A 25770-nucleotide genomic window follows, 5' to 3' on the forward strand; every position below is an offset into this window, starting at 1 on the left:
CTATTCGGCGGCGATGCGGGCATCGCCCGTCAGGAAGGTCGCGATCGCGTCCGCGGCCTCGCGCCCGTCGCGGATCGCCCAGACGACCAGGCTGGCGCCGCGCACGATGTCGCCCACCGCGAACACGCCCGGGATCGAGGTCTGGTGCGTCTGGAAGTTCGCCTTGATGGTGCCCCACCGCGTGACCTCCAGCCCGTCCACGCCCCACAGCTTCGGCAGGTCCTCGGGTTCGAATCCCAGGGCCTTGATGACCAGGTCGGCGGGTTCGTCGTAATCGGCGCCCTCGATCAGCTCGGGCGACTGGCGGCCGGTGACGTCGGGCTGACCCAGGCGCATCTTCTGGATGCGCACCGAGGCGATCTGCGGCAGGCCGTCGACGTCACGCTCCTGCGCCTCGGCGGCGATGCCGGTCACGTGGCCCGCAAAGGCGCCGGGGGCCGACAGCCAGACGAACTCGACGCCCTCCTCCTCGGCGTTCTGCACCTCGCGCTGGCTCCCCGGCATGTTGGCGCGGTCGCGCCGGTACAGGCACTTGACCGATTGCGCGCCCTGGCGGATGGCCGTGCGCACGCAATCCATGGCCGTGTCGCCGCCGCCGATGACGACGACGCGCTTGCCCTTGGCGTTCAGCTCTCCGTCGTCGAAATCGGGAACGTCGTCGCCGAACTCGACCTTGTTCGAGGCGGTCAGATAGTCGATCGCGCGGACGATCCCGCCGTGATCGGCGTTGTCCAGGTCCAGGTCGCGGGTCTTGTAGACGCCCGTGGCGATCAACACCGCATCGTGCTTGCCGCGGATCGCGTCGAAGCTGATGTCCTCGCCCACGTTGCAGTTCAGCACGAACTCGACGCCGCTGTCCGCCAGCAGCTGGTTGCGGCGCATCACCACGTCCTTCTCCAGCTTGAAGCCGGGGATGCCATAGGTCATCAGCCCGCCCGCGCGGTCATAGCGGTCATAGATCGTGACCTGGAACCCCTGCTTGCGCAGCATGTCCGCCGCGGCCAGGCCGCCCGGCCCGGCCCCGATGATGCCGACCGATTCGGCACGCTCCTGCGCGGGCTTGAAGGGCTGGACCCAGCCGTTGTCCCAGGCGGTGTCGGTGATGTACTTCTCGACAGCGCCGATGGTGACGGTGCCGTGGCCCGACTGCTCGATCACGCAGTTGCCCTCGCACAGGCGGTCCTGGGGACAGATGCGGCCGCAGATCTCGGGGAAGGTGTTGGTGGCCTGGCTGACGCGATAGGCCTCCTCCAGGCGACCCTCGGCGGTCAGACGCAGCCAGTCGGGGATGTTGTTGTGCAGCGGGCAATGCGACTGGCAATAGGGCACGCCGCACTGGCTGCAGCGGCTGGACTGTTCGGCGGCCTTGGCTGCGGCGAATTCGCGATAGATCTCGTGGAAATCCTCGCTGCGGTCGGCAGCGGCGCGTTTTTCGGGCATCTCGCGCGGGGTCGAGACGAATGTCAGCATCTTCTGCGTGGCCATGGCTGCGCTACCTTCCCTGAAAGGACTTCGGCAACCGCAATAAACCAAGGCTTTTGCGATGAAAAGTCAGCAGTACTGACCTAATCGCCACTTTTTCGGTGCGCGGACCAAGTTTTTGTCCGAACACCCTCAATATTAGGTCAGCATTGCTTACATACCCAGTGCAAGTGCCAGCAACGCAAGGCTTCCGACGATGATGCGCCACCATGCGAACAGCCCGTATCCGTGCTGGGATACATAACCAAGCAGCCAGCGTACCACCACGACGGCGGCCAGAAAGGCGGTGATGAAGCCCACGGCGATGTCGTTGATCGCGCCCGCATCCAGCACCGCGCGATTCTGCCACAGGTCCAGGCTGAAGGCGCCCAGCATCGTGGGCATCGCCAGGAAGAACGAGAATTCGGCGGCCGACCGCTTGTCCGCGCCCATCAGCAGGGCACCGACGATGGTGGCCCCCGACCGCGACACGCCGGGGATCATGGCAAGGCACTGGAACAGGCCGATGCGGAAGGCCATCGACAAAGGAATGTCCTCGGTCCGGGTATAGCGGGGGGTGGCGGCGCGGCGGTCGACCCACAGCAGGACGAAGCCGCCCAGGATCAGCATGACCGCGACCAGCATCGGCGTCTCGAACAGCACCGTCTTGATGAAGCCGTGCGCCATCGCGCCGATCACCGCCGCCGGGGCGAAGGCCAGCAGGACCGCGCCGATGAACCGCCGGGCGACCGGGTCGTGGGGCGCGTCGCGCACCACCTGCACCAGCCGGGCAGCGTAAAGGCCCAGGATCGCCAGCAGGGCGCCCAGCTGGATCAGCACCTCGAAGGACCGGGCGGGCGAATCGAAGCCCAGGAAATGACCGGCCAGCAGCAGGTGGCCCGTCGACGACACCGGAATGAACTCGGTCAGGCCCTCGAGAACCCCGAGGGCGGCGGCGACGATCGTGTTGTGGTCCATCAGTGCTCGCGCAGGTTCTTGGCCGACCGCTTGATCGAATCGTACTGGCCCGACGGGCGGAAGCGCACCAGATAGTCGTCCAGGACGGACCCGGCCGCCGTGGGCACGATGCCCAGATCCGCGAAACCGCGGGCGCCGGGGGTGACGACGTTGTCCTTGCGCAGCAGGGCCAGCTGGTCGCGGCTCAGCGGGCTGGTGAACAGGCCGCCGGTGACCGCCTGCGCCACGCCCATCGCGGCCGATGCCAGTCTCGCGATCGGGAACGGCAGGTTCACCACCGCGCGGCGGCGGTGGACGGCGGACAGCACCTGCCCCACGATCTGGCGCGTGGTCAGGATCTCGGGGCCGCCCAGCTCATAGATGCCGGGGGCGGCGGCGCCGGTGGCGCCCATCACCGCCGCGCGGGCGACGTCGCCCACGAAGACCGGCTGCATCCGGGTGTTGCCGCCCACGATGGGCATCACCGGCCCCATCCGCGACATGCCCGCAAAGCGGTTGTAGAAATTGTCGTCGGCACCGAAGATCACCGACGGGCGCAGCACGACCGCATCAGGACGCGCGGCCAGCACCGCGGCCTCGCCCCGCGATTTCGACGCGATGTACGTGCTGTCCGATTCGGGATCGATCCCCAGCCCCGAGATGTGGACCAGCCGCGCGACGCCCATCTCCGCCGACAGGCGGGCGATGTTGTCGGCGCCGGTCTCGAACACGGTCTTGAAGGTGCTCTTGCCCTGCGCGTTCAGGATGTTGACGCAGTTGATCGCGGCATCCGCCCCGGCCAGGGCAGCCCGGACAGAGTTTTCGTCGCGGATGTTGCACATGACGGGGACGACCTGCCCGACCGCGCCATAGGTGCGGGTGAACAGCGCCTCGTCGGGGCGGCGGACGGCTATGCGGACGCGCCAGCCCTCCTTGGCCATCAGCCGGGCCACCTGCCGGCCGACAAAGCCCGATCCGCCAAAGATCGTGACCAGTTTCGCCATGGGCGTCTCGCCTCCCTCTGATAGGCCGAATGTCGCGTGATCCTTACCCCCGACGCGCGTTCCGGGCAAGGCTGCGCAGGGTCGCGGGCAGCTTCGCGCACCGCCTTGGCAGGTCTTGGCAAAAAACTGTCGAAAAACTTTCACGACCCCCATTGACGCCCCCCCGCACTCGCTTTAATCAGCCGCTCATACCACCTGCCCAGGTGGCGGAATTGGTAGACGCGCACGGTTCAGGTCCGTGTGCCGCAAGGTGTGGAGGTTCGAGTCCTCTCCTGGGCACCAAAAACAAAACCCCCGAAAACCTCGTGTTTTCGGGGGTTTTGCTTGTCCGGCGGGACGATCCGACCTTGGGGCTTTTCATTTCCGCGTCGGTCGCGTTCCCTCTGGCGAAACATGGGGACGTGATGAGCTTGTATCTGGGGATCGACGGGGGCGGCACGGGCTGCCGGGCGGCCATTGCCGATGCGGCGGGCCGCGTGCTGGGCCGCGGTCAGGGCGGGCCGGCAAACATCAATTCCGATCCATTCGGCGCGGTGACCAGCGTGCTGGCCGCGGCGACGGCGGCGATGGCTCAGGCCGGGGCCTCGCCTGCGGACCTGACCGCGGTGCTGGGCCTGGCGGGGGGCGGCATGCAGGACGCGGCCCGCGCGATGCAGGCGCGCCTGCCCTTCGCGCGCAGCCTGGTGGTGAACGATGCCGTCACTGCCGCGCGTGGCGCGCTTGGCGCGGATGATGGCATCCTGGTCGCGGTCGGCACCGGGTCGGTGCTGGCGGTCCAGCGCGGCGGCCAGCTGCGCCAGATCGGGGGGCGCGGCTTTCTGATGGGGGACGAGGGCAGCGGTGCCGTCCTGGGCCGCACCCTGCTGGCGCGGGCGATGCGGGCGGGCGACGGGCTGGTCCCGGACACGCCCCTGCTGTCCGCGCTGCGCGACGAATTCGGCGGGATCGAGGGGATCATCGCCTTCGGCACCGGCGCCGCGCCCGCGCGCTTTGCGGAACTGGCCCCGCGCCTGGTCGCCTCGGACGATCCCGCGGCCCGTGCGATTCTGGACCAGGCGGTGGCCCAGATTGGCGACGCGGTGCGCGTGCTGCAGGATGGCGACCGCCTGCCGGTGGTCTGCACCGGCGGGCTGGGCCCCTTCTATGCCGCGGCGCTGGCGGCGGACTGGCCCGTCGTTCCCGCCCGCGGCACAGGCGTGGACGGTGCGCTGGACATGGCACGGGCCTGGGCGCCATGACCCTGCAGACCCTGGCCGCCACCACCCTGTTCGACGGCGCGCAGCTGCTGGACGACATGGCGGTGATCCTGCGCGACAGGGTGATCGAGGCCATCGTGCCGCGCCCGGCGGGCGTGGTTCCGATGCCCGGCATCCTGGCCCCCGGTTTTGTCGACCTTCAGGTGAACGGCGGCGCCGGGCTGATGGTCGGTGCAGGAACCGACGCCGCAGCCTTGGCGCGCATCTGCGCGGCACATCGCGATCTGGGCTGCGCGGGCATCCTGCCGACGCTGATCACCGACGGACCCGAGGTCACGGCACGCGTGCTGGCCGCCGGGATCGCCGCCGCCCGCGTCGACACGCCGGGCTTTCTGGGCCTGCACCTGGAGGGGCCGCATCTGGACCCGCGCCGCGCCGGGGCGCATGACGCAGCCCTGATCCGCCCGATGACCGATGCCGACATGGCCGCCCTGATCGCCGCCCGCGCGGACCTACCCGCGCTGATGGTGACCCTGGCAACCGAAGCCGCCACCCCTGCCCAGATCGCCGCCCTGACCGCGGCGGGGATCATCGTCAGCCTTGGCCACAGCGACTGCACGCTGGATCAGGCACAGGCGGCCTTTGCGGCGGGGGCGCGCTGCGCCACGCATCTGTTCAACGCCATGAGCCCGCTTGGCCACCGCCAGCCCGGTCTGGTCGGCGCGGTCCTGTCGGGCGATGCGCAGGCCGGGATCATCGCGGACGGCACCCATGTCGACCCGGCGGCGCTGCGCGTCGCGCTGCGCGCACGGCCTGGAGGGTTGTTCCTGGTCAGCGACTGCATGGCGGTCGCGGGCACCACGCTGACCGAATTTCCGTTGCAGGGCCGTCGCATCCTGCGGCGCGACGGGCGGCTGACGCTGGCGGACGGCACGCTGGCCGGCGCGGACCTGCGGCTGGACCGCGCGGTGCGCGTCGCGGTGGCGGCGGGCGCGGACCCGGCGCAGGCGCTGGCGATGGCGACGTCGGTCCCGGCCCACCTGATCGGGGCCAAGGCCGGGCGCATCGCGCCGGGCCGGGCCGCGGACCTGATCCTGCTGGACGCGGACCTGCACCTGACCGGCATCCGCGACGGCGCGGGCTGGCGCGCGCCCCGGGCCTAGCTGCCGCGCAGCCGGCTTTCGATCAGCAGCCCTTCGTCCTGCAGGATCGGATGGGCGACCGAGACCGCATGGGCATTGATCCGCTTGAGGTCGCGCAGCAGGTCCAGATGCAGGGACGAGGTTTCGCGGCTTTCGGTCTGGCCTTCGCGCAGGCGGATCAGGTGGCGCTGCGCGGACTGGCGTTCCAGGTTGCGGATGGTGACCTTCTGCTCCATCAGGCGGCGGGCCATGTCGCGGTCACGCGTCATGAACACCGTCTGCGCCATGCGCAGGTTCTCCTGCGTCAGCAGGAACAGCGCGTCCAGTTCGCGGAACCCCTCGCCCGAAAAGCGCAGGCCCAGGCCGATCTTCTTGGCCACCTCGGGGGACAGGCCCCGGTCGATGATGTCGCCGATATGTTCCAGGTTGATGACGTAATCCAGGATGTCGATGGCCTGCCGACGCTCGGCCTCGGTCGCGTCGCCGGTCAGGCGCGACAGATAGTTCTTGACCTGCTGCTGTCGCCGGTCGACCTGATCCTCGATCGCGCGGACCTCGGCCAGGGGGGCGGGATCGTGCTTGCGGAACGCCGCGCGGGTCTGGGCCAGCATCCGCTCGACGCTGTCGCCGATGTCCAGAACCTCGCGCCGGGCGCCGGTCAGGGCCAGGGGCGGCGCGTCCAGAACCTGCGCATCCAGCCAGCGCGGCGCGGTCGAGGCCGCATGCGCGTCCTGCGGCATCAGCACCGCCACCAGACGGCAGACCAGCGCGTTGAAGGGCCAGATCAGCGCCGCCAGCGCCAGGTTGAACGCCAGGTGGGCGCTGACCGCCAAGGGCCCCACGGCCAGGGGCATGGCATTCAGCGCGCCCGCCGCCAATCCCGCCAGCGGCAGCGCGATCAGGCAGCCGATGGCGCGCACCGTCAGGTTGCCCAGCAGCACCCGCCGCGCGGCGATATCCAGCGTGGCCCCCGCCAGCACCGGCGCCATCGCGCCGCCCAGGTTCGCGCCCAGCACCATGACCACCGTCAGGTCGGGCGGCAGAACCAGCGACCCGATCAGCAGCACCGCCGCCAACGATGACGAACACAAAAGCGCGATCCCCGCCGCGAAGGCCAGCGCCACGGGCCAGGCCTGATCCAGCATCGGCAGGAAGGCGGCCATCTGCGGCGAGGCGCGCAGCGGCGCGGTCGCCTGGTCCAGCAACGTCAGCGACACCAGCATCAGCCCTACGCCGATCAGGGCCGTGCCCACCCCCGACGTCACCGTCGTGCCCCGGCGGCGCAGGCCGTAACCCAGCAGCACCAGGACCGGCGCGACCGCGGTGATGTCGGTCGACACGATCACCGCCGTCATCGCCGTGCCGACATTCGCGCCCAGCAGCACGATCTGCGCGCGGCGGGTGGCGATCATCTCTCGCTGGACGAAGGACGCGGTCAGCAGGGCGGTGGCCGTCGACGATTGCAGACCCAAGGTGGCGGCAAGCCCCGATGCGAAGGCCCGCAGCCCCGTGCGCGTGCCCGCGCCCAGGATCAGCTTCATTCGCAGGCCGAAGGCCTCGACCATGCCGTCGCGCACCAGTCCCAGACCGAACAGCAGCAGCGCCACCGCGCCTGCCAGCTGCAGGAAACCCAGAATCGATGCCATGTGCCTTTACCATCCCTTTCCGGGCTGCCCGCGCGGGCCGTCACAGATCCGACTTGAAGCCGCCCCTTGCATCCTGTGAAGGGGATAACGACGCAGCGGGCGCCGCTGTTGCACAAAGCGCACAGGATTTGGGCCGATGCCATGCCGCGCGGCAGGCGGGCACGCCATGGGGCAGGCCGGGCGCGCGCCGACAACCGCAGGGCGGCATATCCCTTTGAGGAAGCCGCGCCGCTCTGATATGGACGGGGTCACGACACAGGAAACCCGTGCGGCCATGAACAGCCTGTCCCCCGATCTTTCGTTCCGCTGGAAATCGAACGCGACGCGGACCATCGTCACGACCGTCAAGAACGAGGGGCCGTTCCTGCTGGAATGGCTGTGCTATCACCGGCTGATCGGGTTCAACCGCTTCGTCATCTATTCCAACGACTGCACCGACGGCACGCACCAGATGCTGCAGCTGCTGGACCAGGCGGGGATTGTCATCCACTTCGACAACAGCGACCTGATCGCCGGCCAGCCCGACGACCCGCAGCGCCGCGCCTATGCCCGCGCCATGGCCCTGCCCGAAGTGACGGGCAGCGACTGGATCGCGGTGCTGGACGGGGACGAATTCTTTCACGTCAACACCGGGGACGGCACCTTGGACGCGCTGTTCGCGGCCCTGCCCGACCGCACCGACGCGGTCGCCGCGCAGTGGCGCATCTTCGGCAACGGCGGCGTGATCCCGTTTAGGGACGAGCTGCAGATCCGCCAGTTCACCATGGCCTCGCCCACGGACATTCCGTTCACGCACAGCCAGTTCGCCATCAAGACCATCTTTCGACCGCTGCCGGTGCAGCACCTGGGCGTCCATCGACCGGTCTTCAAGAACTTCTACGGCCTTCCCGCGCATCCGCTGCTGATCGTGAACGGCTCGGGAGAGGACGTGACCCGCGACCTTCTGCGGCAGCGGTGGACCACCTCCCCGAAGATGGCGGGGTACGATCTGTGCCACGTCAACCACTACATGATCCGTGCCAGCGAGGTCTTCCTGATGAAGCGCTGGCGCGGCACCGCCAACAGCGCGGATGCCGACCGGATCAACTTCGACTACTATGACCAGCACAATCTGAATGTGGTCGAGGAGACCGGCATCACCGCATGGGCCGACCGCGTGGCGCAGGCGCGGGCAGAGCTGGTCGGGCTGATTCCCGCCCTTGGCGCGCTGCATGCCGAGGCGGTGGGCCGGTTCCGCCGCCAGATCGATGTCCTCTCTGCACAGCTGCTGGCCGAGGCGCCGGACCAGCACGCCCGCCTGTTCGACCCCGCGGTCCTGCAGGCCGAGACCGAACGCCGCCAGGCCGAACTGGCCGCGCGCCGCGCGCGGCAGGCGTCGATCGCGGCCACCCCGCCCCCGCCGCCCCCGGCCAAGCTGCCCGCGCGCCCGGTGATCGCATCGGCCATCCTGCTGGCACCGCTGCCGGACGGCCCGCCGGTGCCGACCATGCCGCTGCTGTCGATGACGCCTTGGGCCACCATCCCCGAGACGCCCGAACCCGCCGCCCCCGCCGATCCACCCGCCCCCGAGGTGCCGCCGCAATGGCTGGTCGACCTGCGGCGCTCGCCCTACCGCCGGGGCTTCTACCATTCGGAGGAGGAGTTCGCGGCGCTGCACGTCGAACGCGAACGGGCGCATCTGTTCGTCAGCTTCGACAACCTGTCCCAAGTGAGCCAGGACCAGATCGACCGCGAGGCCTGGGGATACGAATTCGCGCGCAAGTCGGGCTGGTCCCAGCTGGGCATCTTCGCGTTCCGCGCCAACTGGTTCCGCAATCCGACGCTGTTCGCCTATCTGCGCCAACTGCGCGACAACGGGCTGTTCGCGCGCTATCAGACGGTGACCTTTGCGGGAACCTCGATGGGGGCCTACGCGGCCTGCGCCTTCTCCTCGGTCGCGCCGGGGGCGCAGGTGATCGCCTTTTCCCCGCAGTCGACGCTGTCCCCGGCCCTGGTCCCGTGGGAGGCGCGCTTTCCCAGCGGCCGCGCCGCGGACTGGAGCGGCGATTTCGCCGATGCCGCGGCCCAGACCGCCTCCGCGCGGACGGTCTTTTTGGTCTATGACCCGACGGAACCCGCGGACGCCGCCCATGCGGACCGGTTCACCGGGGACAACATCGTGCGGCTGCGGACTCCGCGGGCAGGCCACAAGACCGCGCTGCGGCTGCGCCAGACCGACATGCTGTCCACGGTGGTCCGCGGCCTTGCGACGCGCACGATGGATGCGGCGGCATTCCACGCCCTTTATCGCCAGTCGCGCCTTCAGCCGTGGTACCTGGACACGCTTGGCCAGCGCCTGCAGGCGCGGGGCCGGACCGCCTGGCTGCGGCGGCTGTCCGACATCGCGGCCCGCAACGGCCGGCCCGGCATGGCCAAGGCGCTGGAGACGCGCGCCGCCGCCCCCGTGCCGCACCCGTCCTGACCCACGCCGCAACCGAAAGCGCCCGCATGCCCCGCAAGACCGCCCCGCAGCCTCAACCCGTCCCGGCCGGCCCGGACATCGCGCTGCACATGCTGATGAACGACAGCGCGCCGGTCCTGCTGGACTGGGTGCTGCATCACCGTCACGCGGGCTTTCGCAGCATCACCGTTCACGGCGACGGCGCCAACGCGCAGGCCACGGCGCTGGCCCAGGCCCTGGCCGCGGCAGGCCTGATCGACTTCGTGCCCACGACCCGTCCCGGCATCGCCCATGACAAGGCCCGCCAGATCCGCGCGCTGGACCTGGCGCTGGAGACGGCGCTGCGCGATCGCCACGATCACCTGCTGTGGCTGGAACCGGACGATTTCGTCATGATCGACACCGGGGCCGGCACCCTTGCCGACCTGGCCCAGGGGCTGGAACGGTTCCCCGACCTCCTGTCGCTGACCGTTCAGGTCGCGGGCGGGTCGGGTCAGAACCGCTATGCCGATCTGCCGCTGGTCGAGCGCTTTCGCCGCGGCACCGGCGGGGCGGCAGGGCGGATGACGGTGGCCACGCCCCTGCGCACGATCTTTCGCCCGCAGCTGGCCCGGGGGCTGAAGCCTGCGCGCCCCACGCTGAAGCCCAAGTTCGCCCGCGGCAAGGAGCCCGTGACCTGGTTGAACGGCGCGGCCGAGGACGTGGCCGACCGCTATCTGCAAAAGGGCTGGATGACGATGCCCGACCAGCCCGGGCTGGGCCTGGCGCATGTCATCGCCTTCATGGCCCAGGACCGCGAGACGTTCCTGCTGCGACGCACCGGGGCGGGCAAAACGCTGCCCTTCGTTACGCCCGACCACCTGCGGATGACCATCCAGCAGTATCAGCGCCTGAACTTCACGATGGCCGATACCGGTCCTGACCAGGCGTTCGTTCAGGCCCACCGCGCGCGGCGCGCCGAGTTCCTGGCCAGCCATCCAAAGGTCGCGGCGCGCCATGCGGCGGTGGTGACCGAATTCGCGGGGCGGCTGGACCGCCTGCTGGCGCATCAGGACCCCCAGGCGGCCAAGATCATCGCCGCCTTCGTCGAGGGGCGCCCGATCCAGGGCCTGGCCTTCGACTGGTCCGTGCCCTTCGGCGTCGCCGCGACGCCCCCCGCCCTGTCCGAGATGGATTCGGCCTGGGCTGAACGCCTGTCCCGACCCGCCGAGGAGGATGCCCCGCCGGAGGAGGACTGGGACGACACCGATGACGACACCCAGGGCCACGACGCCGCGCCCCAGCAGCCCGGCACCGCCACCCCCGACGGCGCGCCCCAGATCGCGGCGCCCGCGTGGCTCAGCGACTTGCGGCTGTCGGGACAGGCGCACGGATTCTATCATTCGATGCCAAATTATGCCTGCACCTATGTGGCACGGTCGCGCGAACATCTGCTGGTGTCCTTCGACAATCTGGCGTCGGTGCGCGAACACCCGGTGACCCGCGAACCCTGGGGTTACAAGTTCATCCGCAAGGAGGGCTGGTCGCATATGGGCATCCTGTCCTATGTGCCCGGATGGTTCCGCGACGCCGCGCTGCACCGCTATCTGATGTCGCTGCGCGAAAGCGGCTTTTTCGAACAGTTCGACCAGGTGACGCTGTTCGGGACGTCGATGGGGGGCTATGGGGCGGCGGCCTTCGCCTCGCTGGCGCCGGGATGCCGGGTGGCCGCGTTTTCGCCCCAGTCGACGCTGTCGCCGCGTCTGGCGGGATGGGACCAGCGCTATCCGACCGGCAAGCGGGCTGACTGGACCGGACCGTTCGCCGATGCCGCCGCCGAATCGCGCAGGGCGTCCCAGGTCTGGCTGTTCTATGACCCTGCGATCGACCATGACCGCCGCCACGTGCAGCGCTTTGACGGTCCGAACGTGACGCGGGTGCCGCTGCGCCATGCCGATCACAAGACGGCGCTGATGCTGCGCAACGGCCGCGTGCTCAGCGACGTGATGCGCGACATCGCGACCGGCCGGGCGACCCTGCCGCGGATGATGCAGCACTACCGCGCCTGTCGGCACCTGCCCGACTATCTGGCAGGCGTCCGCGCGCGGGCCGAACGCGGCGGCGACCCCGCCCGCGCCGCGCGCCTTGACCGCGCGATCGCGCGCCTGGCACCCTGATCAGAGACCTGCGCCGTGATCCCGTGAAGGCGGTGATGAACCGGCCGCCGGACCCTGATCGGATCCTTCTGTCGCGCATGCCGGTCCGCGGGCAAAAGATGGGCGGATGCGGCAAGCAGTGGATCTCAAAGCACCCGCCTTGCTGTCTGGCGGTTGCATGGCACACGTCTGGCAGAAGGGAGGCGGCCGCGACGATGATTTGCCCTGTGGCATGCTGATCTGCTTATCTTGGCCGGCACATCAATGACATGGCCCTGGTTCGGCGTGACATCCCTTGGAGAGGGAAAGCCCAGGGCCATGATCGTCACCGTCACGCGCCACGGGGTTGGTCTTCACCGCAGCCCGGGATCGAAAGCACCTGCCCCTGTCTGATCGGCACAGCCATGGCAGCGACAGGCCTTCCAAGAAGCGGTTCGACCACGCGGTTCGAAACTGACCCTATGTTTCACCTTGGCGGCAGAGCCGTCGATCTGCTGACCAACGTCGCACCTGAGGCTTGCCTTGCGCCCCGCCTGCCGGCTGTGGGTGACAGCCTCGGACCTGCGCAGGACCGGTCAGCCCCAGGCTTTACCGGAACGCGGTCCAGCCCTGGTGCCACCGCAGGATCGTGGTGACGCCGCAGGCCGCGGCAAAGATCCAGGCCAGCAGCGGAAAGGACGCGGGAACCAGGCACATCGCCAGGAACAGGACGATCGTCTCGAACCCCTCGGTCAGGCCGCCAAGGTAGTAGATGCCCTTGGTCGGAAAGGCCGCCGCCCGGTCGCCGCGCCGGGCGGCGATGGCGGCAAAGGCCAAAAACGACGATCCGGTCCCCACGAAGGCCGCGATCAGCACCGCCGCGGGCAGCGCGTTGGCCGCGGGATCGTGCAGCGCGAACCCCACCGGCACCAGCGCATAGAAGACGAAGTCCAGCGCGATATCCAGAAAGGCGCCGCGGTCGGTCGGGCCCTGGATGCGTGCGACCGCGCCGTCCAGCCCGTCCATGATCCGGTTCGCCGCGATCAGCACCAGCGCCGCGGTCCACCACCCCAGGGCCAGCGCGGCCACCGCCAGCAGACCCACGGCAAAGCCCGCGATGCTGATGGTGTCCGCCATGACGCCGCGGGCAGCCAGCATCTGCGCCGGGTGCCGCAGGGCCGCGCGCTGCAGCGGTTGCAGTCGGGCGTCGATCATCCGCGCCTCCATCGATGATAGCGTTCGACCAGCGCCAGCAGGCGCGGGTTCACATGGGCGCGCCGCCAAGTGCCGGCGACCGCCTTGTTGGCCTCGGCCCAGGTCGGATAGATGTGGATCGTGGCCAAAACCTTGTTCAGGCCCAGGCCGTGCTTCATGGCCAAGACGAACTCCGCGATCAGGTCACCGGCGTGATCACCCGCGATGGTCACGCCCAGGATGCGGTCGCGCCCCGGCGGGGTCAGCACCTTGACGAAGCCGCGCGCCGCCCCGTCGGTGATGGCGCGGTCCAGGTCGGCCAGGTCATAGCGCGTGACCTCGACCGCGATGCCCCGGTCGCGGGCCTCGGTCTCGGACAGGCCGACGCGGGCGATCTGCGGATCGGTGAAGGTGGCCCAGGGGATCACGCGGTCATCGACCCTGAACCGCCTGAGGGTGCCGAACAGCGCGTTGATGCTGGCGAACCATGCCTGGTGGGATGCGGCATGGGTGAACTGTAACGGTCCGGCCACGTCGCCCGCCGCCAGGATGTGAGGAAAGCGGGTCTGCAGGAAGGCGTTCGTGACGATGGTGCGGTCGGTCTCGATCCCCAGACGGTCCAGTCCGAACCCCTCCAGACGGGCGCTGCGGCCCACGGCCACGATGATCTGGTCAAAGCCGATGCGGCGGGCCGCGCCGTCCCGTTCGACCTCGATCCACCTGCCCCCGTCGATGCCGCAGCGGATCGCGCGGTACCCGGTCAGCACCGTCACCCCGTCGGCGCGCAGGGCGTCCGCGACCAGGGCCGACACCTCGGGGTCCTCGCGCATCAACAGGCGGGGGGCCATCTCGATCTGGGTGACGTCGGACCACAGCCGCGCAAAGGCCTGCGACAGCTCGCAGCCGATCGGCCCGCCGCCCAGCACGACCAGCCGCCGCGGCGCGTGGTCATGATCCGCCAGCCGCGACCACAGCGTCTCCGAGGTCAGCGGGTCGACCAGGTCCAGCCCCGGCAGCGGCGGCATGACGGGCCGCGCACCGGTCGCGATGATGATCGCCCGCGTGGTCAGCCGCCGCTCGGCGCCCTGCGGGTCGGTGACCGCGACCGTCCAAGGGTCGATCAGGCGGGCGTGGCCCTGCAGCACATCGACCCCCAGCCCGGCATAGCGGTCGACGCTGTCATGGGGCGCGATGTCGGCGATGATCCGGTGGATGCGGTCCATGACCGCGCGAAACGGGACCGCGGGCGGTGTGTCGGCCAGCCCGAAGCGCGCGGCATGGCGCATCTGATGCGCCACGGTCGCGCTGCGGATCAGCGCCTTGGACGGAACGCATCCGTGGTTCAGGCAGTCGCCGCCCATCGCGCCGGCCTCGATCAGGGTCACCTTGGCCTTGGTCGCCGCGGCGATGTAGGCCGAGACCAACCCGGCCGAACCCGCGCCGATCACCACCAGATTGCGGTCGAACCGCCGGGGTCGGGTCCATCCGGCATAGACGCGACGGCGGCGAAGGATGCCCACGATGGCGCGGGCGATCCACGGAAACACGGCCAGCGCCGCGAAGGACGCCAACAGGGGCGGCGACACGATCTCGGACAGGCTGTCCAGTGCGGCCAGCTGCGTGCCCGCGTTCACATAGACCGCGGTGCCCGCCAGCATGCCAAGCTGGCTGACCCAATAGAACGTCCGGGTCCGGATCGGCGTCAGGCCCATCAGCAGGTTCGTGGCAAAGAACGGCATCACCGGGATCAGCCGCAGCGAAAACAGATAGAACGCCCCGTCCCGCGCCAGCCCGGTCTCGATCCCCCTGGCCCGCGCGCCCAGCCGCGCCCGCACCCAGTCCCGCAGCAGGTACCGCGCCGCCAGAAAGGCCAGCGTCGCCCCGATGGCCGACGCGAACGAGACGATCGCCAGCCCCGCCCAGAACCCGAACAGCGCGCCCCCGGCCAGCGTCAGCCAGACCGCGATCGGCAGGGACAGCGCGGTGATCGCGACATAGGCGGCGGCGAACAGCGCCGCGACCAGCACCGGCCGCTGCTGCTGATACTCGGCCACGGCGGCCAGATGCCCGCGCAGCGACTGAAGCGTCACGTCCTGACCGCCCAGCAGCCACGACCCGGCCAGCACAATCGCCGCGACAAGGATTAGCAGAACGGGTCTGGTCACGGCATGTCCTTCATCACGGCCTCGGGGCACCTATCCGACAGGTCGTCAGGATGCCCGAAGTCTTACCGGACCGCCGCGACTCGCCCGGTCACGTCCCCGTGTACACGCGGCCCCGTCATCCCCGTCATCCCCGTCATCCCCGTCGGAGCCGTCGGAGCCGTCGGAGCCGTCGGAGCCGTCGGAGCCGTCGGAGCCGTCGGAGCCGTCGGAGCCGGATGGGTCTTTTGGCCTGTCATGTCCACACCTGAAGACAAGGCTGGTCAATAGCGGCTCGATCCGATGCATCTACGGAACGGTAACGCCCGGCGGAAACCGGTCTCCAATGCCCCTTGGCATGACCGATCACGCCCCTGCCCGGCCCCAACGCGCGGCGATGGTCTGCGCCAGTCCGGCAAGATCGGGGGCCGTCACGTCAGGCTGCGGCACGCCCGGCAGCACCAGCGCCGCGTTCACGCCATGGGTCACCAGCGCGCCTTTGCCGCCCAGCGCCTGCATCCCGATCGTGTCCCAGACATGGCAGGCCACCAGGCAAAGATCGGACAGCGGTACCGCCAGTGCCTCGGCCACCAGTTGATAGGTCTGGGGCGCGGGCTTGAAACGGTTGGTCGGCTGGACGCTGAAGCTGGCCTCGAAATACTGCGCCAGGCCCGAGCGGTCCAGCGCGGTCCCTCCCGCAGAGGGCGGCGAGTTGGTCAGTGTCACCAGACGGAACCCCCTGTCCCGCAGATGGACCAGCGCCGCCTCGGCATCGGGATGGGCGGGCAGCGTGCCCATCGTCCGGCGCAGCGCATCCTCATGCCCCTCGGTGATCGCCACGCCCCTGATCTTCCCGATCATGCGCAGCACCGCAACGGCCAAGGTGCTGAAATCGCTGCGCAGTCCGGTGATCGTCAGGGTCTGGGAATAGAGGATCAGCTGCGCGAACCAGTCGCGCATGACGGCCCCGTCGCCGAAGATGTCGTCGAACAGCGGACACAGGTGGTCCAGGTCCAGCAATGTCTCGTTGACGTCAAAGACGAGGATGGGGCGCAGGGACATGGGGGCGATCCTGATCGGTTGACGATCATGCAGAACCATCGGTCGCGATTATCGTTCCTTGCGACTGCCCTCCAGCGAAGTTCCGGCCGATGCAGGTTGGACGCCCCTGCTGACCACCATCGCAGGCGGCAGCCGATGCAGCCTTTCCGGTGGTGAAAGGCGCGCTGTAACCCACGTTTTTTCATTGTCACCCGCGTGATCCACTGCGCCGGGACCTGACCGAGAACCGGTCAACCTATGGGCGGTACTGGATGCCACGTGGAAGGCGGTGCGGAACGCCATCGGACCGTCCATGGCCGGGTCCATCACCATCATTGTCTGTTCGTGCCACGCCGGGCCTGGGTCGCTTAAGCATCGGCCATGCATTCGCCTCAGCACCAGAAGGGTGCTGAGGCCAGCCGTCATGGCGGTCCCGATCATCGGCCTGTGGGGCCGCATTGCCTTTGCCACCCTTTCCCGGCTTGAGATCCTGGACGGACGGTCAGCCCGAACGTGGTCGATGTACCGCATGCACTGGACATCCGGGTGTTCAATTTGGGCATTGCGTTGCGTACTGGGATCGGCGGCATGGTGCAGAGGATGCGGGTCTGACCGCTGCCCCCTGTAACCGTCCAGTGGCCGAGGGCACTGCGGCGACACACCAGTCGGTTCTCCATTAAGGACCAGGCGCGGTCCCCGTCCCCTGACCACCCGTCCATGCCAAGGTTTGGCAATCCCGGCACGTTCATGCCACAAGGCCCCTGCCGCAACGGGATCGGAAGGGATGCCATGTCGTCGTTCATGCAGCAGATCGCGGGACTGGACGCCGTGGCCCTGGCCCGTCGGCTGATCGGTGCGCGGCTGACCGTCCGCGGCGCAGGCGGGAGCATCATCGAGACCGAGGCCTATGCCCCCGACGATCCCGCCTCGCACAGCCATCGGGGGCCGACGCCGCGCAACGCCTCGATGTTCGGCCCGGCGGGCCACGCCTATGTCTATCGATCCTACGGCATCCACCTGTGCCTGAACGTCGTGGCGACCCCCGGCGCGGCCGTGCTGATCCGCGCGCTGGACCCCGACACCGGCCTGGACCTGATGCGCGCCCGCCGCCCCGCCCCCCCGCTGTGCAGTGGGCCGGGGCGGTTGACGCAGGCGCTGGACATCCGGCCCGACGATGACGGCGCCGCCTTCGACGGTCCCGATTTCGGCATCGTCCTGGTGGCGGCGGTGCCCGATCTGCTGGTCGGGCCGCGGATCGGGATCAGCCGGGCGCAGGACCTGCCATGGCGGTTCGGCCTTGCCGGGGCGGCGGGGCTCAGCCGGCCATTCCCGCGGGCGCGCCCGGATCGCTGACGGCGGGGCTGCGGAAAAGACACTGTGCATTCCCGCCGCCCTGCAATACAGATGCGGGCCGACAAACCGTCCAATGCCGGGGATCATCGATGGATTTGCACAGCAGCGACCACCCCAGGCAGGACCACGCGGCCTATCAGGCCGGACAGCATGATTTCCAGTCCGACATCCAGCGCCTGGCCGAGAACGAGCTGGTCGGGACGATCCTGGAGACGGTGATGCTGGCCACGCGGATGCGCTTTGCCGGGGTGGCGCGCGTCACCGCCGACCGGTGGGTCGCGTGCCGCACCGTCGACGACCTGAAATTCGGGATCGCCGCGGGCGACGAGATCGAGATCGGGTCGACCTTCTGCCAGACGGTCCGCAAGACCTCCGAGATGATCATCTTCAACGAGGCGTCGTCCGACCCGGTCTATCGCGACCATCCCATCGCCGCGGCCTTCGGCATCGTCAGCTATGCCTCGGTGCCGATCTTTCGCGGCGACGGCAGCTTCTTCGGCACGCTGTGCGCCATCGACACCGAAACCAAGGACGTGAACAACGCCCGCACCGTCGCGATGCTGAAGATGTTCGCCACCATCATCGGCGGCACGCTGGACACCGCCGAACGGCTGGACGCCCAGGAACGCATGATCGAACAGGAACGCAAGCTGGTCCGCATCCAGGAGGAGTTCACCGCCATCCTGGGCCATGACCTGCGCAACCCCGTCACCGCCCTGCGGTCGGGCATCCGTATGCTCGGCAAGGAGCCGCTGACCGAACGCGGCCGCGGCCTGATCGGGCTGATGCAGTCCTCGCTGCACCGGATGGGCGAGTTGGTCGAGAACATGATGCTGCATGCCAAGGCGCGGCTTGGCGACGGGATCACTGTCGCGGCCACGCCCGACGCCCCCCTGGGCGACGCCATCGCCCAGGTCGTGGCCGAGATCCGTCTGGCCGCGCCCCAGCACCGGGTCACGACCGAGCTGGATTTCGGCGGGCCGGTCTGCTGCGATCCGTCACGCATCGCGCAGGCGGTGTCGAACCTGGTGTCGAACGCCATCAACCATGGCGACGCCGACACCCCGGTGACCGTGCGTGGCCGCCGCACCGACGGCGCCGTCGTGATCGAGGTCCAGAACGAGGGCGAGCCGATCCCTGAGGCCGCCCAACGCGCCATCTTTCAGCCGTTCCAGCGGGGCCGGACCGCTGAAAGTTCCGGGCTGGGCTTGGGCCTGCACATCGCGTCGTCCATCGCGCAGGCGCATGGCGGCACGATCGCGGTCGCCTGCGGGGACGGCACGACGACTTTCAGCCTGACCTTTCCCGTCCTGCCCGCCTGACCGCGCGCGCCATCCGAAACGGTTGCCCCCCGTCGCCCCGATCGGCCATCCTGCCCCCTGACGCAATCGCCAGTCGGGACGATCGATGACCAGACCCCAAGGACGCCACCGGCTGCCCCCCATCGCGGTGATCGCGATCGCGCAGCTGTTCGGGACATCGCTGTGGTTCAGCGCCAACAGCGCGGCAGAGGGGCTGATGCAGGCCTGGGGCGCGACCGCGGCCGATATCGGCCTGCTGACCAATGCCGTGCAGGCGGGCTTCATCGTCGGCACGCTGGTCATGGCGGTTGGCGGCCTGGCGGACCGGTTCGCCGCCAGCGCGATCTTCGTCGTCTCGGCCCTGGCGGGGGCGGCGTTCAACCTGGGTTTTGCATGGCTGGCCCAGGATGTCGCGACCGGCGCGGGGTTCCGGTTCCTGGTGGGGCTGTCGCTGGCCGGGATCTATCCCATCGGCATGAAGATGATCGTCAGCTGGGCGCCCGACCGCGCGGGACAGTCGCTGGCCCTGCTGGTGGCGATGCTGACGCTTGGCACCGCGCTGCCGCATCTGCTGCGTTCGACCGCGGGGGCGGTGCCGTGGCAATGGGTGGTCGCGACCTCGTCGGGTCTGGCCGTCATCGGCGCCGCCATGATCCGCGCCCTGGGCGACGGCCCGCATCTGGCGCGCCCCGCCCATCGCGGCAGCGCCGGCGCCCTGCGGGCCTTTGCCATCCCCCGGTTCCGTGCCGCCGCCTTCGGCTATTTCGGCCACATGTGGGAGCTTTATGCCTTCTGGACCATCACCCCCCTGCTGGTGGCCGCCACCGGTCTGGCGGACGCCTATCCGGGGCTTGGCGTGTCGGGCCTGTCCTTCCTGATCATCGGTGCCGGGGCCGCGGGGTGCCTGGCGGGCGGCAGCCTGGCCCGCGTCCTGGGCAGCGCACCGATAGCCCTTGCCGCGCTGATCCTGTCGGGGGCAAGCGCCCTTTGCGTGGTCACGCTGTGGCCGGTGCTGCAGCCGGGCTGGCTTCTGGTCCTGCTGGTGGTCTGGGGCGCCACCGTCGTCGCGGATTCGCCGCAATTCTCGGCCCTCTCCGCGCGTGCCTGTCCGCAGGATGCGGTAGGGGCCTCGCTGGCCATCCAGAACGCCATCGGCTTTGCCATCACGGTCGCATCGATCGCGCTGACGACGGCGCTGTTCCAGCGCATCGGCCCCGCGGCCGTCTGGCTGCTGATCCCCGGGCCCGTCGTGGGTGTCCTGGGCTTCGTGATCGCCGCGCGCCCGCGGCGGTGATCCCGATCAGGCCGGAAGGGCAAAGCGGTCGATGCGAAAGCCGTCATGCACCGTGCTGTGCGATGGTCCCAGGACAGCCTGCAGAATGGCCACGGCCCTTGGTCCGTCCAGCGCCTCGTCGGTCGGGCCGGTCCAGTTGACGGCGATCACCGGGCCCGTCGCCCGGGCGCGCAGCCAGCCGCCAAGACCGGTGATCTCCTCGGGGGTCAGGAAATACAGCACCTCGGACAGCAGGACCAGATCGGGGCGCAGGTCCGGCAGGTCCTGGGGCGCGCAGCCCTGCAGGACGGTGACCTGCGGCAGGGGGGCCAGTACCTGCCGCGCCGACCGGATCGCGGCGGGGATGCAGTCCATCACCGTCAGGCGGTCGCACCGGTCGGCCAGTCGCCGCGCCAGCGTGCCGTTGCCGCACCCGATCTCCAGCGCGGCCCTGAACGGGCCGTGCCCGATGGCGTCAAGCGTGGCGGCGTACTTGCCGGCCTCATAGGGGCTGGTGCGGTGATCCCAGGGATCGTCGCTGGCGGCATAGAGGCGGGCCAGATGGTCCACCGTGTCCCTATGGGGCAATGACGATCTCCGGATGGGTCAGGAAATGGGCCTGATGAGTGTCGGTCATGACGAACCCCGTCGGGTCGTCGTCGATCAGCCCGGTCATCTGCGACCTGTGACAGGCCAGCGCGCGCCGCTTGGCCGCCACCGCCGCATCCGAGGCCGCGATCAGCCGGACCTCCGCCGCGCGGTCGGTGAACCGCCCCCAGACCGGATAGAAGGCCAGCGCGAGATCCGCCCGCATGGCGGTAAGGCGCATGGCAAGACGCGCGACCTGCTGATGATCGACATGCGGGTCGTGTTCCCAGGTCGCAAGCACCAGCGCGTCGGGCGCGATCAGCGCCGACACCCGTTCCGCCGCCTGCGCGTCGTCGGGGGCGGCACAATCGGGATAGCCAAGGCAGGTGACCCGCGCCGCTGGCGCCAGGATCGCGCAGGCGGCGCGCAGTTCCGCCGCACGCGTCGCGGCCAGCACCAGGGCGGGCCAGCGCCGCGATCCGGGATGCGAGCGCGTGCCGTCGGTCACGCAGATGACGTGACACGGGGTGCCCTGCGCGGCCGCATCGAACAGCAGCGCGCCGCAGCCCAGCGTCTCGTCATCGGGATGCGGGGCCAGGATGACCAGTGGGCGGCCCTGCACCAGCGAAGCGGGCGTCAGCGACGGGGCAGATGCCGCATGGTCCAGAAAGCCGCTCATCCGATCCACCGCTGGTGCAGGTCGGGGTCGGCCAGGATCCGGTCCACCGATGACAGGGCCAAGGCATCCGGCCCCGCCTGCCGCAGGTACAGGCTTAGATCCCGCCGGATGCGGTCGGCCGGATGCGCCGTGGCGAATGACGCGGCCCCCAGCGCCTGGTCCATGTTGGCCAGCAGGGCCACGGCCTCGTCTGTCGTGCGCAGGCGGGCCAGGATCGCGGCCTGGGCATCGGCTGCGGTCGCGGCGGGACGCTCGATCCGGCAGGCGGCCTGGGCCAGCCACAGGCGGGCCGTCTCGCAGGCCGTGATCATGCGGTGCAGGCGCATCGCCTGAAGGGGGGCATCCTGCTGGCTGCGGGCGCGCAGCTGATCGGCGGTCAGGGCCGTCAGCCTACGCATCGCCCCCAGTTGGACCGCGGCATAGCGCCAGACGCCGCCGTGGAAATGCGGCTCGGTCAGATAGGCGTCGGGCGCGCCCAGGGTCACGGCCTCCGCCACGGCCAGCCCGTCCAGGTCGCAGCGACCCGATGCGGTGGCCTTCATCCCCGACATGTCCCATTCGCCGGGAAACAGCCGCCCGTCCAGCTGGTCGCGCGCGAACATCAGCAGGTGCAGCCCGGCATCCGACCGCACGGTGACGATCATGTGGTCCAGCACGTCCGCACCGCTAGCGAACAGCTTCTGCCCGCGGATGACCGAACCCTCGATCCGTGCGGGGTCGGGACCGTCGGCGCCCCAGATGCCGTAAAGCGCCCCCTGCGCCACGGGCGCGGTCGGACCGTCATGCAGCATCAGCAGCTTGACGGCGTTCACATGCCCCTCGAACAGCCGCCCGGCGGACAGGTTCGCGCCGCCCACCCGCTGCAGCGCGTCAAGCAATACCAGCGGATCACGCGGGTGATGGGCCAAGGTCAGACATTCCGCCAACAGCCCGCTGTCGCGCAATGCCGCTGCCAAGGCAGGGCCCGACGGGCCGTCGGCACCGTCCGGCAGAGCATCGGCGATCATCCGTTCGGCACGGTCGATGGCGTCGGTCATCCGACCACCATCGCGGCGTGCCGGTCGGACCAGCGGGCAAAGTCCGGATCGACGGTCCCGTCGACCAGCGCCGCCAGATCCGCCAGCCGCGCCTCCAGGTCCGAGGCGCGCAGCTGCGGGCCGGCCGGAACGCTGCGGTCGGGATAGGCGCGGATGGTCCCTGACATCGCCTCGTCCCACATCGCGCGCAGCGCGTCGGGCAGGATCATGGCCTGATCGGCCAGCGGATCGGCATCCTGCATCCGGTGGCGCAGGCAGGCAGCCATGCCGCCATCGGCGCGCCCCTGCAGTCGCCCGGACACACGCGCCGTCATGTCGCAGGAATAGCGGACGGCCAGCCCATGCGCCTCGGCCCGAAAGACCAGGGCGCGATCCTCTCCGAAATCCAGCGCCGGCAGGCCGCCGATGGCCCGGTACAGATCCGCGCGGATCGCCATCGACGCGCCGGATTCCATGTAATGCAGGGTCTGCGACTGCGCGGACTGGCGCCCCGCCACCTGGTCCAGCCGGTGGCGGACCCGGCGCAGCAGCGCGCTGTAGCCCTCCTCGGCCCGGGTGATGCGCGCGCCCGAAGGGGTGGCCAGAACATGCGGGACGTCGGCGCTGATCGATCCGCAGACCAGATCGGCCCCGTCACCCATCGCGTCCAGCGCGGCCCGGATCCAGCCCTGCGCCGGGATCGCGTCGGCATCCGTCGTCATCAGCAGCCCGCCGGTCCTGGCGGCCAGGTCCATCGCCACCCGCCGCGCGCGCCCGGCACTGGCGGTCGATACCGGAAAGGTGACGGAATGCACTGACACCTGCAGCGCAGGGCTGCGGAAGGACCGGGCGATCCGTTCGCTGGCATCTGTGCAGTTGTTGGCCAGCACCAGGGCCGTGAAGGGCAGATCACAGGCTTGGGCGGCCCCGGCCAGCGCCTGCAGCAGCCGGTGCAACCGCTTGGCCTCGTCGCGCACGGGGATGGCGACGGTGACGTGGCGCAGTGCGGGACGGGTATCGTGCCAAGGGGTCATTAGCATCCGTATCATGCAGGAAGGTCCGGCCGGGGCGGTCGAGCGGCGACGGATGCATGACCGGATTGTCCTGCGCATCCCCCTGCAAAACGGACGCATGACAGGGCAGTTCCTGAACCTGCGCCTGATAAAGATCAGGCTTCATGGCATCGGTTCCCTGAAATCGGCATGATTTCAGCAGGCTATGGTCAGGTGCAGGACGGCGACTTTCTTCAGGCGCAGTGTCCCGCCTTCGTTCCATCAGCCGGTGATGGCCTTTCCACCTGTCCAGGCGTCTTCGGCCGCTGTCCTGACCGACCGCAACGGGTGGGACAAGCGAGGACCGACAGGTCTTACCTCAAGCCCCGGTCCATAGCCCCATGCCGCGGCACGCTCTGCCTGCGACGGGGTCATCTGCGGCGCCGATCCGTAGTCCAGATTGCCGTCCCGGACCGTCGCGTCCATCCGGGACGGGGAAAGCGACATGAAGGCGTGAACGCTGTTCACCACCGCCGCGGGCGATGCCACCAGATCCTCGTACCGGATGACCATGGCCGCGTGCAGGTGGGACAGGTCCTGCTGCATCTGAGAGTGCGCGTCCAGCCAGTGGTCGATCAGCTGATGGGCTGGCCCATCGACCCATTTCGCGACCGCTGCCGCCACGGCCTCGGGGTGGCGGATGATCAGCACGAATTGCGACAGCGGGAACAATTGCTGGTACAACCGTGTCCGCGTCAGGTTCACCGGCGACTTCTCGACCCGCCACGGACGATCGCCGTCGAACCATCGGTTCCAGTCGTGTTCCAGGCGCAGGCGGGTCTCCAGCCGGTCCAGCGGGTGGCCCTCGGTCAGGTGCTGACGCGGATCGGTCGCGAAATTCATCGGTCGGCCGTGCTGCGCGGTATGGGGGATGGCGCCCTGCAGATAGCACCCCTCGTTCTCGGGCACCGGCGCATCGCTGATCGTGGTCACCGCGTCATGCGCCGCCACCAGCCGCGTCAGAAGCGATGTCCCGGACCGGTGCAGGCCACCGACGAAAAGATAGCGGTGATGCTGCATCAGGATGCCTTTCCCCTGTCGAAATATCGCTTGATCGTCTTCAGACCGAGGTCGTTGAAAGACCCGCGGACGGCATGCCGGCCCGCGGGTCTTTCGGGATTGCGATGGGTCAGGCCCGAGGGGCGACCTCGCCCTCTTCCTCGCCGTCCCAGTAATGGATGCGCACGGCGGCGACCTTGATCAGCGCCATGCCCGGTGTATCGATGCCGTCCGGAAACCACCGTTCCAGATCGCTGGTCCAATGGTCGGCGAACGTGGCCTTGTCGCGGATGATGCCGGCCTCGCCCTCGACGGCCACGAACAGCGGCGGCGCGCCCAGAATGCCTGCGCGCCCCTGGAACGACAGGGCGACATGGGGGTCGCGTTCGATGTCGGACACGGTGCGCGTGTCGTCATAGGTGAAGTAATAGCTGTCGCCATCCCATTCGACATCGGAATTGTTGCTCATGGGACGGGTGGCAAGCTGGCAACCCTCGGTCCGGGTGGTCAGCATGGCAAAGTCGATCTTGCCCATCGCCTTTGCCAGATCGCCTATGGTTCTGTCGGACATGTGAACTCCTGACTGCCGTATCGGCTTCTGGCACATCAACGCGCGGCCGTGGTCATTCGATCCATGCCCCCTGCATCGCGGTGATCCTTCGCGCGATCACCGGCATTCACATGACCGGCAGGGTGCGGCAACCCACGCGCCGGTCGGAGGTTGTCCTTTGCTCCGTTGTCGGAGCCAGCATCAGGAGCATGACGATGACCCCAACCTTTCCAGGGATTGCCTTGGCGACCGCGCTGACGCTCGCCTTGGTCGCACCCGTCGCGGCCGATCCGGGCCGCGGGCGCCATCACGACAACGACCGCAACCACGCCCATCAGGGGTGCCCGCCGGGCCTTGCCAAGAAATCGCCGTCCTGCGTTCCGCCGGGTCAGGCAAAGCGCGATGAGTTCCGCTATGGCCGCGGCGTCGGCGACAGGCTGCGCGTCGAGGACTATGTTCTGGTCCGCGACCTGAACCGTTACGATGTCGAACGCCGGGAGGGTTGGCGCTATTACCGCAGCGACGATCAGTTGTACCGGGTCGATGCCGAGACGCGTCAGATTCTGGCCGTGATCAACCTGGCCCGCGCGCTTTTCAACTGAAAATTGCATTTTATGCATTTG

At 69.3% G+C, this 25770-nt stretch carries 22 protein-coding genes and 1 tRNA gene; 10 read left to right on the top strand and 13 right to left on the bottom strand.

Features of this window, described 5'->3' with window-relative positions; translation table 11 throughout:
- The 3 genes from EOJ32_RS00720 to EOJ32_RS00730 all read right to left on the bottom strand — a co-directional run bounded on the left by EOJ32_RS00720 (window position 1) and on the right by EOJ32_RS00730 (window position 3422).
- The gene (locus EOJ32_RS00720; protein ID WP_045982537.1) at window positions 1-1485 is read right to left on the bottom strand and encodes an NAD(P)-dependent oxidoreductase; all 1485 of its coding nucleotides are present in this window, start codon (window positions 1483-1485) and stop codon (window positions 1-3) included.
- Between the two features lie 150 nt (window positions 1486-1635).
- Window positions 1636-2439: an undecaprenyl-diphosphate phosphatase gene (locus EOJ32_RS00725; RefSeq protein ID WP_127897378.1), complete on the bottom strand. Its 804-nt coding sequence runs from the start codon at window positions 2437-2439 to the stop codon at window positions 1636-1638.
- Window positions 2439-3422, bottom strand: a complete 984-nt coding sequence (locus EOJ32_RS00730; RefSeq protein ID WP_127897379.1) for a complex I NDUFA9 subunit family protein — start codon at window positions 3420-3422, stop codon at window positions 2439-2441. Before EOJ32_RS00730 ends, EOJ32_RS00725 begins: the two co-directional genes overlap by 1 nt.
- A 197-nt stretch (window positions 3423-3619) precedes the next feature.
- Here EOJ32_RS00730 and EOJ32_RS00735 point away from each other — a divergent pair.
- The 3 genes from EOJ32_RS00735 (at window position 3620) to nagA (ending at window position 5781) form a co-directional block, all read left to right on the top strand.
- A tRNA-Leu gene (locus EOJ32_RS00735) sits at window positions 3620-3704 on the top strand.
- 122 nt (window positions 3705-3826) lie between these two features.
- A complete protein-coding gene (locus tag EOJ32_RS00740; RefSeq protein ID WP_127897380.1) occupies window positions 3827-4660 on the top strand; it encodes a BadF/BadG/BcrA/BcrD ATPase family protein in 834 nt (277 codons plus the stop codon).
- Window positions 4657-5781, top strand: a complete 1125-nt coding sequence (nagA, locus tag EOJ32_RS00745) for an N-acetylglucosamine-6-phosphate deacetylase (protein WP_127897381.1) — start codon at window positions 4657-4659, stop codon at window positions 5779-5781. The genes EOJ32_RS00740 and nagA overlap by 4 nt, the downstream gene beginning before the upstream one ends.
- Here nagA and EOJ32_RS00750 read toward each other — a convergent pair.
- Window positions 5778-7406, bottom strand: a complete 1629-nt coding sequence (locus EOJ32_RS00750) for a Na/Pi cotransporter family protein (RefSeq protein WP_127897382.1) — start codon at window positions 7404-7406, stop codon at window positions 5778-5780. The two genes, nagA and EOJ32_RS00750, sit on opposite strands and share 4 nt — an antisense overlap.
- A gap of 274 nt (window positions 7407-7680) precedes the next feature.
- Here EOJ32_RS00750 and EOJ32_RS20560 point away from each other — a divergent pair, with 274 nt between their 5' ends.
- Together EOJ32_RS20560 and EOJ32_RS00760 are read left to right on the top strand one after the other, a co-directional pair.
- Window positions 7681-9867, top strand: coding sequence for a glycosyltransferase family 2 protein (locus EOJ32_RS20560; RefSeq protein WP_164871362.1), 2187 nt, complete (start codon window positions 7681-7683; stop codon window positions 9865-9867).
- Between the two features lie 26 nt (window positions 9868-9893).
- A complete protein-coding gene (locus EOJ32_RS00760; RefSeq protein WP_127897384.1) occupies window positions 9894-12002 on the top strand; it encodes a glycosyltransferase family 2 protein in 2109 nt (702 codons plus the stop codon).
- Window positions 12003-12569: 567 nt separating this feature from the next.
- Here EOJ32_RS00760 and EOJ32_RS00765 read toward each other — a convergent pair.
- The 3 genes from EOJ32_RS00765 to EOJ32_RS00780 form a co-directional block, all read right to left on the bottom strand.
- On the bottom strand, window positions 12570-13175 hold the full coding sequence (locus EOJ32_RS00765; protein ID WP_127897385.1) for a CDP-alcohol phosphatidyltransferase family protein: 606 nt from the start codon (window positions 13173-13175) through the stop codon (window positions 12570-12572).
- Window positions 13172-15319, bottom strand: coding sequence for an FAD-dependent oxidoreductase (locus EOJ32_RS00770; protein WP_127897386.1), 2148 nt, complete (start codon window positions 15317-15319; stop codon window positions 13172-13174). The genes EOJ32_RS00765 and EOJ32_RS00770 overlap by 4 nt, the downstream gene beginning before the upstream one ends.
- A gap of 342 nt (window positions 15320-15661) precedes the next feature.
- Window positions 15662-16357: a haloacid dehalogenase type II gene (locus EOJ32_RS00780; protein WP_127897387.1), complete on the bottom strand. Its 696-nt coding sequence runs from the start codon at window positions 16355-16357 to the stop codon at window positions 15662-15664.
- A 768-nt stretch (window positions 16358-17125) separates the two neighbouring features.
- On the opposite strand from EOJ32_RS00780, the gene EOJ32_RS00785 reads away from it, so the two are divergent.
- The 3 genes from EOJ32_RS00785 (at window position 17126) to EOJ32_RS00795 (ending at window position 20284) form a co-directional block, all read left to right on the top strand.
- Complete coding sequence (locus EOJ32_RS00785) at window positions 17126-17689, top strand: DNA-3-methyladenine glycosylase (RefSeq protein WP_240542465.1); 564 nt, start codon at window positions 17126-17128, stop codon at window positions 17687-17689.
- Between the two features lie 89 nt (window positions 17690-17778).
- Window positions 17779-19011, top strand: coding sequence for a GAF domain-containing sensor histidine kinase (locus EOJ32_RS00790; RefSeq protein ID WP_127897388.1), 1233 nt, complete (start codon window positions 17779-17781; stop codon window positions 19009-19011).
- 85 nt (window positions 19012-19096) lie between these two features.
- The gene (locus EOJ32_RS00795; RefSeq protein WP_127897389.1) at window positions 19097-20284 is read left to right on the top strand and encodes an MFS transporter; all 1188 of its coding nucleotides are present in this window, start codon (window positions 19097-19099) and stop codon (window positions 20282-20284) included.
- A gap of 6 nt (window positions 20285-20290) precedes the next feature.
- Here EOJ32_RS00795 and EOJ32_RS00800 read toward each other — a convergent pair whose 3' ends face one another.
- Genes EOJ32_RS00800 through EOJ32_RS00815 form a run of 4 tightly spaced genes read right to left on the bottom strand, consistent with a single transcriptional unit; the run spans window position 20291 to window position 23580 of the window.
- On the bottom strand, window positions 20291-20833 hold the full coding sequence (locus EOJ32_RS00800) for an SAM-dependent methyltransferase (protein ID WP_164871363.1): 543 nt from the start codon (window positions 20831-20833) through the stop codon (window positions 20291-20293).
- A 7-nt stretch (window positions 20834-20840) separates the two neighbouring features.
- A complete protein-coding gene (locus tag EOJ32_RS00805; RefSeq protein ID WP_127897391.1) occupies window positions 20841-21530 on the bottom strand; it encodes a PIG-L deacetylase family protein in 690 nt (229 codons plus the stop codon).
- Window positions 21527-22567 (bottom strand): acyl-CoA dehydrogenase family protein, encoded by a 1041-nt coding sequence (locus tag EOJ32_RS00810; protein ID WP_127897392.1) that lies wholly within the window; start codon window positions 22565-22567, stop codon window positions 21527-21529. The genes EOJ32_RS00805 and EOJ32_RS00810 overlap by 4 nt, the downstream gene beginning before the upstream one ends.
- Complete coding sequence (locus EOJ32_RS00815) at window positions 22564-23580, bottom strand: glycosyltransferase family 2 protein (RefSeq protein ID WP_164871364.1); 1017 nt, start codon at window positions 23578-23580, stop codon at window positions 22564-22566. The genes EOJ32_RS00810 and EOJ32_RS00815 overlap by 4 nt, the downstream gene beginning before the upstream one ends.
- 13 nt (window positions 23581-23593) lie before the next feature.
- On the opposite strand from EOJ32_RS00815, the gene EOJ32_RS20015 reads away from it, so the two are divergent.
- On the top strand, window positions 23594-23752 hold the full coding sequence (locus EOJ32_RS20015) for a hypothetical protein (protein WP_164871365.1): 159 nt from the start codon (window positions 23594-23596) through the stop codon (window positions 23750-23752).
- 68 nt (window positions 23753-23820) lie between these two features.
- Here the strand turns inward: EOJ32_RS20015 and EOJ32_RS00820 are convergent, their stop codons facing one another.
- Window positions 23821-24618, bottom strand: a complete 798-nt coding sequence (locus tag EOJ32_RS00820; RefSeq protein ID WP_127897394.1) for a sulfotransferase — start codon at window positions 24616-24618, stop codon at window positions 23821-23823.
- A gap of 109 nt (window positions 24619-24727) precedes the next feature.
- Window positions 24728-25168: a pyridoxamine 5'-phosphate oxidase family protein gene (locus tag EOJ32_RS00825; RefSeq protein WP_127897395.1), complete on the bottom strand. Its 441-nt coding sequence runs from the start codon at window positions 25166-25168 to the stop codon at window positions 24728-24730.
- A 194-nt stretch (window positions 25169-25362) separates the two neighbouring features.
- Between EOJ32_RS00825 and EOJ32_RS00830 the strand changes: the two genes are divergently transcribed.
- Entirely contained in the window at window positions 25363-25749 is a 387-nt protein-coding gene (locus EOJ32_RS00830; protein WP_127897396.1) for a hypothetical protein, read from the top strand.
- The last annotated feature ends 21 nt before the right edge of the window (window positions 25750-25770 follow it).

It is taken from the genome of Paracoccus sp. Arc7-R13, from assembly GCF_004010775.1.
Classification (GTDB): Bacteria; Pseudomonadota; Alphaproteobacteria; order Rhodobacterales; family Rhodobacteraceae; genus Paracoccus; species Paracoccus marcusii.